General features: G+C 71.2%; 24 protein-coding genes. 16 read left to right on the top strand and 8 right to left on the bottom strand.

Translation table 11 applies throughout. The features are described from left to right. Positions 1–17 precede the first annotated feature (17 nt). Positions 18–185, bottom strand: coding sequence for a hypothetical protein (locus ACFW9D_RS05990; protein WP_384618373.1), 168 nt, complete (start codon positions 183–185; stop codon positions 18–20). Between the two features lie 415 nt (positions 186–600). Here ACFW9D_RS05990 and ACFW9D_RS05985 point away from each other — a divergent pair, with 415 nt between their 5' ends. The 10 genes from ACFW9D_RS05985 (at position 601) to ACFW9D_RS05940 (ending at position 5,452) form a co-directional block, all read left to right on the top strand. Next, a complete protein-coding gene (locus tag ACFW9D_RS05985) occupies positions 601–807 on the top strand; it encodes a hypothetical protein (RefSeq protein ID WP_384618371.1) in 207 nt (68 codons plus the stop codon). 24 nt (positions 808–831) lie between these two features. Then, entirely contained in the window at positions 832–2,448 is a 1,617-nt protein-coding gene (locus tag ACFW9D_RS05980) for a hypothetical protein (protein ID WP_384618368.1), read from the top strand. Next, positions 2,445–2,711: a hypothetical protein gene (locus tag ACFW9D_RS05975; protein WP_384618366.1), complete on the top strand. Its 267-nt coding sequence runs from the start codon at positions 2,445–2,447 to the stop codon at positions 2,709–2,711. The genes ACFW9D_RS05980 and ACFW9D_RS05975 overlap by 4 nt, the downstream gene beginning before the upstream one ends. An 84-nt stretch (positions 2,712–2,795) precedes the next feature. Continuing rightward, positions 2,796–3,011, top strand: coding sequence for a hypothetical protein (locus ACFW9D_RS05970; protein ID WP_384618363.1), 216 nt, complete (start codon positions 2,796–2,798; stop codon positions 3,009–3,011). After that, positions 3,008–3,202, top strand: a complete 195-nt coding sequence (locus tag ACFW9D_RS05965) for a hypothetical protein (protein ID WP_384618360.1) — start codon at positions 3,008–3,010, stop codon at positions 3,200–3,202. The genes ACFW9D_RS05970 and ACFW9D_RS05965 overlap by 4 nt, the downstream gene beginning before the upstream one ends. Continuing rightward, positions 3,199–3,507 carry a hypothetical protein gene (locus ACFW9D_RS05960; protein WP_384618357.1) on the top strand — a complete coding sequence of 103 codons (309 nt, stop codon included), beginning with the start codon at positions 3,199–3,201 and terminating at the stop codon, positions 3,505–3,507. Before ACFW9D_RS05965 ends, ACFW9D_RS05960 begins: the two co-directional genes overlap by 4 nt. Further along, the gene (locus ACFW9D_RS05955) at positions 3,504–4,004 is read left to right on the top strand and encodes a hypothetical protein (RefSeq protein WP_384618354.1); all 501 of its coding nucleotides are present in this window, start codon (positions 3,504–3,506) and stop codon (positions 4,002–4,004) included. The genes ACFW9D_RS05960 and ACFW9D_RS05955 overlap by 4 nt, the downstream gene beginning before the upstream one ends. Continuing rightward, entirely contained in the window at positions 4,001–4,822 is an 822-nt protein-coding gene (locus ACFW9D_RS05950; RefSeq protein WP_384618351.1) for a DNA adenine methylase, read from the top strand. The genes ACFW9D_RS05955 and ACFW9D_RS05950 overlap by 4 nt, the downstream gene beginning before the upstream one ends. Next, positions 4,819–5,016: a hypothetical protein gene (locus ACFW9D_RS05945; protein WP_384618348.1), complete on the top strand. Its 198-nt coding sequence runs from the start codon at positions 4,819–4,821 to the stop codon at positions 5,014–5,016. The genes ACFW9D_RS05950 and ACFW9D_RS05945 overlap by 4 nt, the downstream gene beginning before the upstream one ends. Positions 5,017–5,062: 46 nt before the next feature. After that, the gene (locus tag ACFW9D_RS05940) at positions 5,063–5,452 is read left to right on the top strand and encodes a hypothetical protein (RefSeq protein WP_384618345.1); all 390 of its coding nucleotides are present in this window, start codon (positions 5,063–5,065) and stop codon (positions 5,450–5,452) included. Positions 5,453–5,474: 22 nt separating this feature from the next. Here the strand turns inward: ACFW9D_RS05940 and ACFW9D_RS05935 are convergent, their stop codons facing one another. Next, positions 5,475–6,464, bottom strand: coding sequence for a TrmB family transcriptional regulator (locus ACFW9D_RS05935; RefSeq protein ID WP_384618342.1), 990 nt, complete (start codon positions 6,462–6,464; stop codon positions 5,475–5,477). Between the two features lie 353 nt (positions 6,465–6,817). Here ACFW9D_RS05935 and ACFW9D_RS05930 point away from each other — a divergent pair, with 353 nt between their 5' ends. From ACFW9D_RS05930 to ACFW9D_RS05910, 5 genes are all read left to right on the top strand, one after another. Further along, positions 6,818–7,072: a hypothetical protein gene (locus tag ACFW9D_RS05930; protein WP_384618339.1), complete on the top strand. Its 255-nt coding sequence runs from the start codon at positions 6,818–6,820 to the stop codon at positions 7,070–7,072. Between the two features lie 173 nt (positions 7,073–7,245). Continuing rightward, on the top strand, positions 7,246–7,590 hold the full coding sequence (locus ACFW9D_RS05925) for a hypothetical protein (protein ID WP_384618336.1): 345 nt from the start codon (positions 7,246–7,248) through the stop codon (positions 7,588–7,590). 33 nt (positions 7,591–7,623) lie between these two features. Beyond that, positions 7,624–8,244: a 2'-5' RNA ligase family protein gene (locus ACFW9D_RS05920; RefSeq protein WP_384618333.1), complete on the top strand. Its 621-nt coding sequence runs from the start codon at positions 7,624–7,626 to the stop codon at positions 8,242–8,244. Positions 8,245–8,667: 423 nt separating this feature from the next. Further along, entirely contained in the window at positions 8,668–9,003 is a 336-nt protein-coding gene (locus ACFW9D_RS05915; protein WP_384618330.1) for a DUF6221 family protein, read from the top strand. Between the two features lie 82 nt (positions 9,004–9,085). Then, complete coding sequence (locus ACFW9D_RS05910; protein ID WP_384618327.1) at positions 9,086–9,649, top strand: hypothetical protein; 564 nt, start codon at positions 9,086–9,088, stop codon at positions 9,647–9,649. Positions 9,650–10,059: 410 nt separating this feature from the next. Here the strand turns inward: ACFW9D_RS05910 and ACFW9D_RS05905 are convergent, their stop codons facing one another. Both ACFW9D_RS05905 and ACFW9D_RS05900 read right to left on the bottom strand, forming a co-directional pair. Then, positions 10,060–10,272 carry a hypothetical protein gene (locus ACFW9D_RS05905; protein ID WP_384618324.1) on the bottom strand — a complete coding sequence of 71 codons (213 nt, stop codon included), beginning with the start codon at positions 10,270–10,272 and terminating at the stop codon, positions 10,060–10,062. Between the two features lie 41 nt (positions 10,273–10,313). Further along, entirely contained in the window at positions 10,314–10,682 is a 369-nt protein-coding gene (locus ACFW9D_RS05900) for a DUF6233 domain-containing protein (RefSeq protein WP_384618321.1), read from the bottom strand. Positions 10,683–10,738: 56 nt separating this feature from the next. Between ACFW9D_RS05900 and ACFW9D_RS05895 the strand changes: the two genes are divergently transcribed. Next, positions 10,739–10,927, top strand: coding sequence for a hypothetical protein (locus tag ACFW9D_RS05895; protein ID WP_384618318.1), 189 nt, complete (start codon positions 10,739–10,741; stop codon positions 10,925–10,927). Between the two features lie 114 nt (positions 10,928–11,041). Here the strand turns inward: ACFW9D_RS05895 and ACFW9D_RS05890 are convergent, their stop codons facing one another. From ACFW9D_RS05890 to ACFW9D_RS05875, 4 genes are all read right to left on the bottom strand, one after another. Next, the gene (locus ACFW9D_RS05890; RefSeq protein ID WP_384618316.1) at positions 11,042–11,695 is read right to left on the bottom strand and encodes a nuclease-related domain-containing protein; all 654 of its coding nucleotides are present in this window, start codon (positions 11,693–11,695) and stop codon (positions 11,042–11,044) included. A gap of 291 nt (positions 11,696–11,986) precedes the next feature. Further along, positions 11,987–12,610, bottom strand: coding sequence for a hypothetical protein (locus ACFW9D_RS05885; protein WP_384618313.1), 624 nt, complete (start codon positions 12,608–12,610; stop codon positions 11,987–11,989). Further along, positions 12,607–12,762 (bottom strand): hypothetical protein, encoded by a 156-nt coding sequence (locus ACFW9D_RS05880; protein WP_384618310.1) that lies wholly within the window; start codon positions 12,760–12,762, stop codon positions 12,607–12,609. Before ACFW9D_RS05880 ends, ACFW9D_RS05885 begins: the two co-directional genes overlap by 4 nt. A gap of 184 nt (positions 12,763–12,946) precedes the next feature. Continuing rightward, on the bottom strand, positions 12,947–13,165 hold the full coding sequence (locus tag ACFW9D_RS05875) for a hypothetical protein (protein WP_384618307.1): 219 nt from the start codon (positions 13,163–13,165) through the stop codon (positions 12,947–12,949). Between the last annotated feature and the right edge of the window lie 42 nt (positions 13,166–13,207).

Below are 13,207 nucleotides of genomic sequence, written 5' to 3'. Positions count from 1 at the left end.
CCCCCCCCCCCGTGCCCTTAGTCCTCGTACGCGGGCGTCCACGGGCCGGGCGGGGTCGTGTTCTCCTCGCCGCAGTTCCAGCACCAGAACGTATCCAGGTAGAACCGGTTGTTCCAGAACCCGCCCCGCTCCGCGAAAGCCACGCACTCGGCACCACAGCAGCCGCACACGAACTCGAACTCCACGCCACGCCCTCCCTGACCCCGTGCACCCTGCCGTACAGGCTGCCCGTAGGCGCGTGGGACGGCAACAGGCCGTCAGGCCACGTGAGTCGGGCCGCGGGGAACGTTCCGGCGATCCGGTGCCAGGCTGTGAGTGCCCTGGAGACAGGGACCTTCTGAAGCGCCCCCATGATCCGTTCCAGCGGGGAGGGGAAGAGCTGCCGGGCCCCGGCGTGGGCATGCGCCGGGGCTTTCTGGTGTTCGGGTCCCCACACAATGCATAGTTCATAACGCATGGCGCTGCATGCATTTATGCGGTACGGTTCACGTATCCCCACCCCGCTCCCCCGCACCCGTACGCGCCCGGGGAACACCCCGCCCAGAACGCGGGAGCCTGAACACCCGGCCCCACCCACCGCCCTTACCCGGAGGCCACCAGATGACCGCTCATCGCCTCGGCGTTGAGATCGCCTGCGACGGCCCAGACGTGGCCCACGACTGCCCCGCCTCCGCCGCTGTACTCGCCCGATTCGGCTCCCGGACCGCCGAGCAGGTTCGCGCGGACGGCCGGTCGGACGGCTGGGTCCGCCGCCGTCGCGACGGCCGGCTCGTCGACCTGTGCCCCACCTGCAAGACCAACCCGTGACCAAGCGACACCCCGGAGACGACCATGAGCCGCTATCGCTGCGAAGACTGCGACTACACCTTCGACGCCCCCACGGACACTGAGACCTGCCGCTGTGGCTGCGGGGAGCGCGCCTGGCGAGAAGACCCCACCGACCGCCAGTGCCTGAACCCTCGCCCGCACGGACCGCATGAGTGGCTGGCCGACGCCGACGCCGCCACGATGTCGACGTGCCCCGGTCGTGCCGCTGTCCCGGTTGCTGGCGGGGACCTCCGCGACCGCATCGCCCAGGCGCTCGCCACCTCCGACGGCCACACCTGGGGGCCCGGCCACGACAGCCTCCCGAGCGGCCTCATCGAGAAGTACGACCTGTACGCCATCACAGCGCTGGCCGTCCTCCGTCGTGCCACCCAGCCCGAGATCAAGGCAGCCGTCGTACCCGCGCCCGCCGGCCTCGACCGCATGCGCGCCCTGCACCGTGACGCCTACGCCGGTACCCCCGAGGCCGGGAGTAGCTGCACGGCGGGCTGCGGGGCCTGGCCGTGCGCCACGGTCCGCGCCCTCGACGAGCAGCCCACCGCCGAGCCCGCCGAGTTCGAGCTGCGCAGCACCACGGATCTCCGCGCCGCTGTGCTCCTCGAAGCACGTGACGCGGCGTGGGCCGAGAGCCAGCGCCTCGGCCGTGAGATGAGCGGAGACGCCGCCTACGGAGCACGCGCCGCAGCAAAGATCATCAGCCGCATGGCCGACGAGGCGCAGCAGGCAGTGGGCGAGGCGCACCCGACCGAGCACTCCTGGGCCGCCGAGCTGCACGACCCGGCAGCCGACGAGTGGGTGCCCGGCAGCCGGTACAGGAATCGGGAGCAGGCCGTGCGCGCGCTTGAGCACGGTCGGCGGGTAGGCCCAACCTGGAGGGACGGGGCGCCGACCGAGCGACGTCTCGTGTGCGCGACGACGACGTACACCGTGGAGCCTGCCGACGAGGCGCGGCAGGCGCCCGTCTGCGGTGACTCGCAGCACCGGCACGCCGGGGCCTGCGATCTGTACGCCCGCCCGAACCACAAGGCCGCCGACGAGGCGCAGCAGGTCGAGGCGCACACCTGCGACAACTGCAACGGCATCGACCCCGGCAGTTGCCTCTTCAACCCTGACCGCGTCCGCGAGGCGCAGCAGGCGCCCTGTGGTCCCGCACCGTCCGAGTGTGACGCCGAGGCCGGCGAGCCGTGCCCCAACCACGAGCGGCAACAGGCCCACGACGAAGGCGAGCACGCCTTCTGCGGGACCGAATGCGACGAGGAGCAGCAGGCCGAGCCCGCCGGACCGTTCGGCGAGCCCGAGCCGACCCAGCTCCGGTGGGGCCTGGACGACGTCATGCACGGCGACGACGACAGCGTCACCGTCGTGCTCTCCGGGCCCGCCCGTGAGCCGTACTGGCTGGAGCTTGACCCCGAACGCGCTGCCGTCCTCCGCGATGCGCTCGCCGGGCTCGACACCGAGGCCGAAGGGCAGGAGCCGGCCACGCCGCCGTGCACGGAGTGCGGGCACTCCCAGACGGTCCACGAGGTCGGCGAGGACCCCGTCACGCCCGGCCGCTGCTTCGTCTGCGACGAGGACGACGCCCACCACGACTACCAGGCACAGCAGGCGGGAGAGGGCCGATGATCGCCCACGAACTCCTTGTCCGCGTCCTTGAGCGCACGAGCACCGACTACCTCGACGAGCAGTTCGGCCCCGACACCAGCCTGGCCGAGATAGCTGACCACATCCTGTTCAGCCGCGACGAGGAGGTCCTCAACGCGGCCGCCGACGACTACGAAGCCGCCACCCGGGAGCGGCACCCCGGGGCCATCTACGGCGCCATCCGCCGGATTCAAGCGGCCAAGGTCGGAGCGATGCTCCGCGCCCGCGCTCTCCCGCGCCGATGAACGAGTGCGCCCGCACCAACTAGCCCACCCGCTCGGGCCGGTGGCCGCCGGCCGCCGCCCACCCCGACCGACAGGAGCAGCACCGTGATCGAGACCGGCCAGACCTACCGCCACTGCGACCCCCGCGAGTCCATCCGCATCCGCATCGAGAGCTACAGGCCCGGCGACAACCGTGCCTTCGTCGTCGACGCCGTCACCGGAAAGCGACCCCGCTGGGTCCTCACCAATGCCCTGCACGACAGCGACACCACGAAGACCGGCGCGCGGCGCCGCACCGGGTACGCGCTGGAGCGCCTGTGATCGTCCACGATTCCGCCGACGTGTTCACCACCCTCATAGGCCGCGCCGCGATCGCCGTCGGCGCCCAAGCCGGCCTCGGCGCCGCACTCCTGGTCGGGCTCGCCGTCCTGGTCACCCACATCATCACCGGCGCCCGAGCCACCCGCCGCAACCGGCCTGCGGCCCGCCACAACTACAAGGAAGCCGCATGACAGACACCACTCCCGCCGACGAACTGCGTACGGCCGCACAAACGCTCCTCGACCTCGCCGACGACACCGCCGAGGACATGGCCACGAACGACTACTGGCGCTCCGCGGTCGTCGAACCGAAGCACTGGTTCCACAACGGCATCGACAACGCCGTCGGCGGCCCGGCCGGGAAGCTCGCCGGCCTCATGTCCCCGCGCTTCGCCCGCATGCTGGCCATCTACTTCCGCGACGAGGCCGGCCGCGGGCAGGACTTCGACACCCGGGCGGTCACCCTCGCCCGCGTCATGAACGGAGGGCAGCCGTGACCGAGCAGCCCGAGCCGCGGACCCGCTGTGTCATGTGCGGGCACCCCGCCCACGCCCACGACCTGGACGCCGACGGGAACCGCCCGTGCCGCACCCCCGGCCATCCCAAAGGCGTCCCCTGCGCTGGCTGCCGCGCGCTGCTCACTTCTGAGTACCGCGAGCGCGTCCAGGACGAGCGGGAGCAGCCCGGCTTCGACGAGGCCTGGCACGCGTTCCTCATCACCCGCGACGACGCGCAGCAGATGTTCGGGAAGCACGCGCCCGTGTTCTTCACGGACATCCACGAGTCGGCGTTGGCGTCTGCGCTCATCCACTACCGGGAGACGGTCCTGAAGCCGCTGACGGACCTTCACAGTCCCGTGCAGCACATGGGGCAGACCTGGTGCTCGGCATGCTCGGTACGGCGCTCCACGGGCCCGCACAGCGAGGAGTGGGTGGCGTACATCCCGCACCCCTGCCCCACCATCGACGCGATCACTAAGGAGGCCGCCACGTGAAGTCACCCGTCCCGTACTTCGGCGGAAAGCAACGCCTTGCCCCCTGGATCGTCTCCCTGCTGCCCCGCCACGAGCACTATGTCGAGCCGTTTGCCGGAGGTCTCTCCGTCCTCATGGCCAAGCGTCCCTCCCGAATGGAGACGGTCAACGACCTGGACGCCGAGCTGATGACGTTCTGGCGCGTCCTCCGTGACCGGCCCACCGAACTGATCCGCGCCTGCATGCTCACCCCTCACTCCCGCGCCGAACTCTCGGCCACCTGGGACCCGACGGATGACGAACTCGAACTGGCGCGCCGCATCTGGTGCCGCCTCGCCCAAGGACGTTCCGGCACGCTCCGCAACACCGGGTGGCGCCACTACATCGACCCCGCCGGCTCCGCCACCTCCATGCCCGGATACCTCGAGGCCTACGTCGACCGCCTCGCCGCGGCCGCCGAGCGACTCCACGGCGTCTCCCTCGAATCACTACCCGCCCAGGACCTGATCGAGAAGTACGGCAAGCAACGTGACGCCCTGCTCTACGTGGACCCCCCGTACCTGGGCAGCACCCGTGGATGGGGTAACAACTACCGAATCGAGATGAAGACTGAACAGCAGCACCGGGACCTCGCGGCCGCGCTGAACGCGTGCAAGGCGTCGGTGGTGCTGTCTGGCTACGACAGCCCGCTCTACCTCGACCTATTCGACGGCTGGCACCGCTACGAGCAGACCACCACGACCGGCAATGCCAAGACAGCCAAGGACCGGGTCGAGGTGCTGTGGTCGAACCGCGAACTGGCCGGGCAGGTGCACCTGTTCCCGGAGCTGACCGCGTGAGCGACCTGGTGGCGCGGATTGAGGCGCTGCAGGCCGTCCTGCGGCGCCCCACCCCCGCCCCGCTCGCCGGCCAGGAGACCATCCCCGTCGCCACCATCAGCCACCACCACTACGAGGGCGACGGCGGCCCGTGCCAGGCCGACCTGTTCGGCACCGCGTGCGGCGAGCACCGCGACGCCCACCACCACACGTAAGCTCACCCCGCCCCCACCCCAGCCTGCCGAGAGGACCCCTGCCCCGATGCGCGCCCCCGAGTTCCGCGACTACCTGCTCGACCTGCTGAAGAACACGCCCGGCGTCCAGGCCGCCGACCGGCTCGAGGACGGCAAGCACCCGTACGCAGTACGCGTTACCGCGGGCGGCCGGGAGCAGCGGTGGCAGATCCTGCAGCAGCTCGCCGAGGGCGCCAAGCACGACACCCCCACCGCCCCCGTCACCGGCACCCCCGCCGCATTCGTGGAGGCGCCGCTGGACGGGCCTGCGGATGCGTGGCTGGGCGGGGCGATCGGCGCCGGCGGCTCGGATCAGGTGCAGCAGATCACCGTGTGGTCGACGCGTGAGGGCGACTCGTCGACCGGGGTCACCGTGCTCTTCCACAACGGTGAGCGCGCGTTCCTCCGCGCCCTGTGACCGACCCGCATCCGCCAGGCCGTCAGGCGGCCGCCTGACCCTGCTCCTGACCATGCTCGCCCGTCTGGTCGCGGTCCGGGGACGTCGCGAACCGGAACGTCAACTGGGCCACCGTCGCGTTCGACAGCTTCCACACCTCGCGGATCTGGTCCAACTCCCTCTGCACCGTCCGCTTCGACGTCTTCATGCGGCGCGCCACCACGGCCAGGTCGTCGCCCTCCGCGTACGCGCGCAGGATCGAACGCTGCATACCCGTCAACACCCCCGTCGTGCTCGTGGCCCGGTCGCGGCGCTCACCGTGCCACGGCCGGGCGCGCCGCCACTCCTGCTCGAAGGTGTGGACGATGAACCCGACCATCGCCCGGTCCGTGATGATCCAAGCGGCGGTGTCGGGGGCGTCGGGGATGATGTAGTTCGAGATGACGGCGGTCTGCCGGTCGACGATGATGACCCGCTCGAACGGCTCCGACAACGTCCGGAAGTGCGAACCGCGCGGCGCCATCGTCGACGCCCACTCGCACGTCACCGCGTCGTCCCGGACCGCGTCCGCGTACAGCGTCCGATAGGAGACACCCCGCTCGAGCGCCGCAGTGTCCCGGGGAATCCCCAGCTTCATCTGCTCCCTGGTTCGCATCCCGCCCGGGTGCGCGGCCAGCAGCTCGGACTGGGCGCCGGCGAGAATCCGGCCGATCCTCTCGTTCACTTCGGCCAGGTCCGCTATGAACTCCGAGCCGTGTCCGGCACGAAACCGGGACTGCGCGAACAGGACGTCCATCTGCTCGATGCGCTGCGGCAGATTCGCCAGCTGGTCAACCTGCTGCTGGAGATGCGCGAGCGCGGCCTTGGTGACGTCCCACGCGGCTGGCGTCGGCGGCAACGGCACCACGGGCCCGCTACCGGACTGGCCGGCCATCCCCCACTCCTGCAACTCCTCCAGCCCGGCCTTGTCCGCGTCGGTTGGCTGTTCGCCACGGGTCAGCCGGTCGTACAACTCGACCGCCCCCACAGACAAGTTCGCTGGGAACGGCCGCCCCGACCCGCATGAAGTGCGCGATTCCACTTAACCCCCGAATGATGGCTCCGCCGCCCGCCCCACCCGCGCTCGTGGCGCGATGGTGACTGGCGTCATGACGACACCGGAAACGCTTGTCCACGCCAGTGTCGGTACGCCAAATTCTAGTGGTGGGGCTCCTCCCGGTTCCCTCGGATCGTCTCCGCACTCACGCGTGTCAGGGCCTGGCCTGACACGACGTTGGTACGGAATCGCAGCAGACGTCTCCGAGCCAGGGCAACATCAACACCGGGAGGCCCCCATACTCCACTCACTGCACTGGCAGTGATCAGGAGAAGGAAAGGAACCCGTTCATGACTCTCTCTCTGCGCCGTGCCGGCGTGCTCGCCGCGGCCGCCGCCATGGCTCTCTGCGCGTGGGCGATGACGCACACCGACGCTTCCGGTTCGGGGGTGCGCGCGGACAGCGTGTGGGGCCGCGCCCCGATCACCACCACCGACCCTGGCACCAGCACCAGCACGGGCACCGGCACCGACGCCGGAGCCGACGACGACAGCACGACGACCGGCGAGACGCCGATCACCCCGAACGACTCCGTCTGGGGATAGACCACCCCCAGCAGTCGACACTCGTGCGCCGCCCCTGCCCCCAGCAGGAGGCGGCGCACCCACGTTCACAGCCCTACACAGCCCAGATCGGCACAGGCGGCTGCGCCGCCCACACCCCGAGTGAAAGACTCACCCGCACCAAACCGGCACAACACGAAGGGGGCGTCAGGCACGTGGAGTTCGGGTTCCCAGGACACACCCTCACCCGCGGCGACCGGGCCATCATCCGCGTCGACTACCGGCTGATCACCGTGACCGGCGCCCCCACCGTGCAAGGCGGCACCCGCGACGGGCACGGCTACGCCGAGATTGTGCTCCCCAGCCTGGCCCCCGCCGACCGGGACGACATCCGGCAGGCCCCGGACATCACCGTCACCCTCACCGACGGGCAGACCGTCGTCTACCAGTCCGTGCGGCCCCTGACGGTGTGGGAAACCCACCTCAACGACGACGGCACCCTGACCGTCATCGCCTCCCCCACCCCGCAGCCAACCCCGTCATCCCTCACCAAGCCGTAACGGCCACTCCTTGCGCCCCTGGAGGGACCCTTCGTGGAGGACTTCTTCGCCCGCGTCGAACACCACTGGCCCGCCGGCCGCAAGGACCTGCACTGGCACATCCTGCACGAGCCGTCTCTCGCCCACGAGCAGCTCGTCGCCCCCTACCGGCATGTCGCCGACCAGCCAGGCATCGCCCCCGTCGACGCCCGCTGGCTCCACACCACCCTCATGCACGGCGGCCCGGTCGACGAGTACAAGCCCGACGAGATCGACCAGATCGTCGACCTGGTGCGCACCGAATGCGCGGCCATCAGCCCGTTCACGCTGGTCTACGACCGGCCCGCGGTCGGCGTCGTCGCCCTCGAGAGCGCAGCCCGGCCCGCCCACGACGCGCGACGGCTGTGGGAGCTCACCACCCGCATCGACCGCCAGGTCACCGGCGGCCGGTTCGAGACCCGGCCCGCCTCGTTCTACCCGCACACCAGCCTCGCCTACGGCATCACCGGACCAGACCGGCCGGACCGGCACGGCATGAAGGTCCTCCTGTCCGACGTCGACGCGGGCCCGGTCCCGATGCGCGTCATCCGCATCTCCCTCGTCGCCCAGTCCCACGACCGCCGGCACATCACGTGGGACCACATCGCCGACGTCCCCCTCGGCACCGCCCTGTAGCCCCGGGACCCGGCGCCCGGGCGGCGTTGTCAGTGCCTCATGCGACCCTGTCCAGGTGCCCGGCGGGGGTCAGATCCACGAAGCCGATGCTGCCGCCGGGCACACCCCGGGCAACACCCACCCATCTGACGCGCCATCGTGGCCTCATGGCCACGCTCACGATCGACCTCAACGACCGGACGCCAGACGGCCTCGTACCCGCACCCCTACCAGCCGGCACGCAGGTCCAGGTAGGCCAGACGGTGACAGCCACCGAGTCGGAGGACCACGTCGCCGCCCCAGCCGTCGTATCCCGCATAGCCCACGGGCACGCGTCTGCCCCGGTCTTCCCGTGAAGCCGGGGCAGACGCGTACCCGGGAACGCCCCCTGCCTGCCGATGCGATCCTGAGGCCCCGTGACACCCCGGCCCTTCGGAGGCAGACGTGGACGACCTTGTGCAGTGGCTGCGCGCCCAGCTCGACGAGGACGAGCGCGTGAACCAGTCGCTGGAGGACTGGCACGCCATGGGCTGTGAGTCGATCCCCGTCGCTGGCTACAACGGACCGTTCCCTTGCGACTGCGGCGTCCCCGGGCGGATCGAGCGTGAGATCGACGCCAAGCGGCAGATGCTCGGCTACCTGTTCCCAGCACTGGAACAGACGGACCAGCTCATCGAGGGAGAGTGGAACGGCCACGACGACCTCGCGGGGAAGCTGCTCAGCCTGCTCGCCCTGCCGTACGCGGACCGGCCCGGCTACCGCGACGACTGGCGGCCGTAACCGGGCCGCGAGCCCTCGCCAAAGCCCGCCACCAGGCCAACTCGCCGCCCTACACTGGCTGTCTCGACCGGGGAGGCCCTCCATGGGGACACCGAGCAGCGAACCCGAGCAGCCCGACAACATCAAGCCGCGCCCCGACTACCCGCCGAAGACTCCCCCGCCGCCGAAGCGGCCCCCGTCCCCACCGCCGCCGGACCCGCCCCGCAGCGAAGCCGAGCTGCTCCTTGAGGGGCTCCCCGTCCCGCAGCGCAGCGCCACACGCGCAGGCCTGCCCGTGATGAGGAATCGTCGTGGTGCGTCGTGGACGCTCGAGACCGGGGCGTGGATCCCGAAGAAGGCGGCCGGCCACATCACCGGACGGCTGACCGACTGGGGACTCACCGCGCCCGGCGCGCTGCACGACATCGTCACGCTGCTCGTGTCCACCGTCATCGCGGACGGCGGCCGACGGGTCAGCGTCCACCTGTCCGAGCAGGACGGCCGGATCGTCGTCCTCGCCCTCTCCCACCAGCCCCCGGACGGCGACCTGCCCGGCGACATGCTGGCCACACTGCGCGGCCTGGGGGCGTCGTCCTGCGGGACGGAGACGACGGGCGAGGGACGCCAGGTGTGGGCACTCCTGGACGTCCTCCCCATCGCCGCCTGATCGGATCCCCGGAACCCGCCCCGCACGTCTGGCCGGCGTGTCAGAGTGCAGGGGATTCCCGGCGTGACGGCGCGTACGGCGCCCACCCTGCACTGTCGTGCGTGACAAGCCGGCTCGTCTGCCCCGTGGCCTCCCGTGAAGCCCGGGGTAGACGCGCGCCCAGGGAACCCTGTCAGTGGCGCGTGCCATCCTGAATGTGCTGCGCGTCAACGACGTGGGCGCCGGATCTCACCGAGGGTCGGCCTGCCGAGGCGCGCAGCACTTCGTCTGCCAGGACCAGGCCGGGCGCGGGTGACCGCAGTCCCTCCCGCCATCGACGGCCCAAACAGGGGCCTATCAGCGAGGCGGGGTAGAGGCCCCCGGAGACGATCGCCTTGCGCCCGTCCCATTCCGGGGCGGGCGCTCGTGCGTCAGGCCGCCTCGTAGTGGTGCGCGCGGCCGCCCTTCCACTTCACCCAGGCGGGGTCGTCGAGGAGCGGTTCGGGGTCATCCAAGCCGGCACGGCGCAGGAACTCGATCACGTCCGCGTCGGAGTAGGCCAGCCCGAGGATGCGGCCGCGCGCGGTGACGCGCCGGCCGCCCGTACCGAGCGGCGGGTGCACGATGATCGGGGCGGTCGCCATACCTCCAGGGTGCGCCCGGGTGAGCGCGGCCGCGCGGCGGCTCAGATGCTGTCGTCGTTGTCGACGCTGGGGATCCACGTGCCACGCAGCCCGAGGGCAGGCCGGCAGGTGTCACAGGGCACGGCACGCCTGTCACGCAGCAGGACGGCGGCCTGCGGTGCCTCGAAGAAGTCCTCGCCCTTGTACTGCTCGCAGGCGCCGCGGTGGAGAATCCCGATCTGCTCCTCGCTGTCACCCTGCTCCAGGGTGTACCGGCGCTCCCGGTAGGCAACCGCGCGTCGGCGCTCCCCCTCAACGGCTTCCTTCTCCAGCTCGGCGATCGTCCTCCGGGTCTCACGCAGCTGGTACTCCAGCCACGCCTCCACAGCGCGGTGCTTCGCGAGCCGCTCCTCCGGCGATTGATCGTTCACACGTTCGAGTCTAAAGTGGCGGCCGACCCGCCACGACCAGGGGAGACACTCCCACCATGGATCCCGCAGGCCGCTACCGGCTCACCCTCACCATCGACGGCCGGCCCGTCGCGAACGGCTGGTGGAGCCGGCTCGAGACCGCGGAGTCGAAGTTCACCTCGTGGGTGGGCACGTACGGATCCGACGGCGCCCGCATCGAGCTCGTCGACACGACCACCGGGCAGACCGTGCGCAGCTGGCCGTAACCACCCGGGCCCCGTACGCAGAAGAAGGGCCCGCCATCTACCGAAGCAGACAACGGGCCCTCCCCGCGCCGTCCATGGACGGCATGCCCCCAGGCGGACCGTCCACGGTACGCGTCACTCCCGGTACCGGGGAAGCAGCGCGTCGACCCTGGCCGCGAGCGCGTCCGCCGCCCGCGGATCCGGCGCCGACCTCGTGGCGACGGCCTCCAGCGTCGACACCAGCCAGTCCGGCGCCAGCACATACACCGGCCCCGGCCACCCCTTCACCCCTACGTCCAGGTGCCCGCCCGCGACCCGGGAGCCGTGGACGACGAGGAGCGGCTCCACCTGCACGCCGTCGCCGAGCGCGGCCTGGACCCGGGCCGCGTACCCGGCGACCTTCTCCACCTGCCCGTGCCGATCCTGCTCCCCGCAGTGCACCCGCCCGCGCGCTACCCGGGTGCGCCGGCCGCGATGCCACGCCTTCGTGTCGAGGACGATCACACCGTCGGCTCCGGGCGGGATCAGGATGTGGTCGACGTTCGCGCGGGACCCGGGGAGCGCGAGGTCATGCCGTATGTGCCAGCCCTTCGCGGCGAGCGGGGCCAGGAGGCGGGCGGTCAGCTTCTCGGCGGCGGCACCGTGGTCCCAGCGCGCCGCCTCAGCGTCCGCACGGGCCGCCTGCGGGTTCAGCCCCACCCTGGCCGTCAGCTTCCGCCACAGCCCCTTCCGCGCCCCGGCACGAAGCCCCTCCGCGTGCGCGGCCGCACTGTTCCCGTGCACGGTCACTTCAGTCCCTCCCCCGCCCGGCGGGCGACACGGTCCAGGTACGCGTCCCGGGCCTGTGGGCTGGTGAAGTAGCGGCGCGCCCACACCACCGGTCGTGCCCCGGCCGACGATGCCGCCACCGCCGGGTCGTTGACGCCGGTCCGTACGCACGGGCTCTCCCCGCAACCGCAGTCCGCACACGGCCAACAGAACGGCAGATCACGGAAGTTGCAGTACACGACTTCACTGCCACCGCAGACGCAGCACGTTTCAGAGGTGACGGTCGCTTGAGTCGCTCGTCGCACGCCGTGCTCAGCCACGGCGGGCCTCCCACCGGGCACGCGCCTCGTCGATCTCACCAGGGATGATCCGCTCTGTCTCCTGCTGCTCCCTCACCCATTCCCGGTAGTAGTTGTCGCCGACGTGCTCGATGAACTGCTGAGACGGGCTGCTGCCAGCGGGGTGAACCAGGATGCCGAGGGCGTTGCGCAGACCGATGGCCTCGCTGCGGGCCTGCTGCTCGGCTTCGTTGTCACGGCGCTGTGGGGCGTTGACGAGTTCGCGGATCCGGCCGTAGCTGCGGTGGAGCTCGGCAGCCACGGCGTTTGCCCGGTCGCGGAGGTGGTCGGACATCTGCTGCACCCGAGCATCCAGCGCCTCGGCACGTTCCTCGATCTGAGCGGAGCGCTCCCGGAGCCGGCCGGTCGACTCCACCAGCGCGTCCCACTCGGCACGGCCCACGGGCGTCTCCTGCTTTCCGCGCTCCAGGGCAGCGGTCGCGGCATCCGGCTCGGGGCAGTCGACCCTCGAGCACGTCACGTACCCGCCGCTGCCGAGGAACAGGCCGGCCGTACCACAGGCCGGGCAGCGCCCCCGGACGAGCGGCAGCCCGGCCGCGAGCGGCGCCGTAGACGCGGGCGTGGGGTTCTCGGTCATAGGTAGTCGCCTTCCAGGGGTATGTCGGTGATGTGGGCGCCGGCCGGGATGTTCTGGCCTCGCCAGTCGTTGGGCAGGTCCCCGTCGTCGGGTTCGGGGTCGATGTCGCCCCACTGCGGCTCGCAGTCGGTGGCGTACGGGTGAGCGGTCATCAGCACGGGTTCCAGGTGTCGGGGCCGGGCACCGTACGGACACGTCGCCCGTGATGCCGGGTCGGCCAGATACGGCCCACGGGCCTGCGGGAGCGCGAGCACTCGGGCCGGCCGTGCTTGTACAGGACGCCCCGCACGGTCAGCCGAACGGTCTGCTGGCATGCGGGGCAGGGGACGCTGACGGTCATCGGTGCTCGCCTGCCGGGCGGGCGTGCGCGCGGCGCCGGGACCGTCCGACGCGGATCCGGTGGCGTCGCACGAGCTCCTCGGCAAGTTCAGCGACAGCAAGCGAGCCGATCGTGGAGGCGACCATCAGCCAGTACGGCATCTGGAGCGTGCCGTAGCGCAGCCAGTAGGTGAGGCTGGAGAGTGCGGCGAGGGCCGCGGCGAGCAGGGTGAACACGGGCCCTCCCGGGCGTATGTAACGGTGGGTGAACGAACTCTG

This window comes from Streptomyces sp. NPDC059524 (genome assembly GCF_042749255.1).
GTDB lineage: Bacteria > Actinomycetota > Actinomycetes > Streptomycetales > Streptomycetaceae > Streptomyces > Streptomyces xanthii.
Note: the sequence above shows the minus strand (reverse complement) of the source record. Positions and strands in the feature narration are given on the sequence as shown.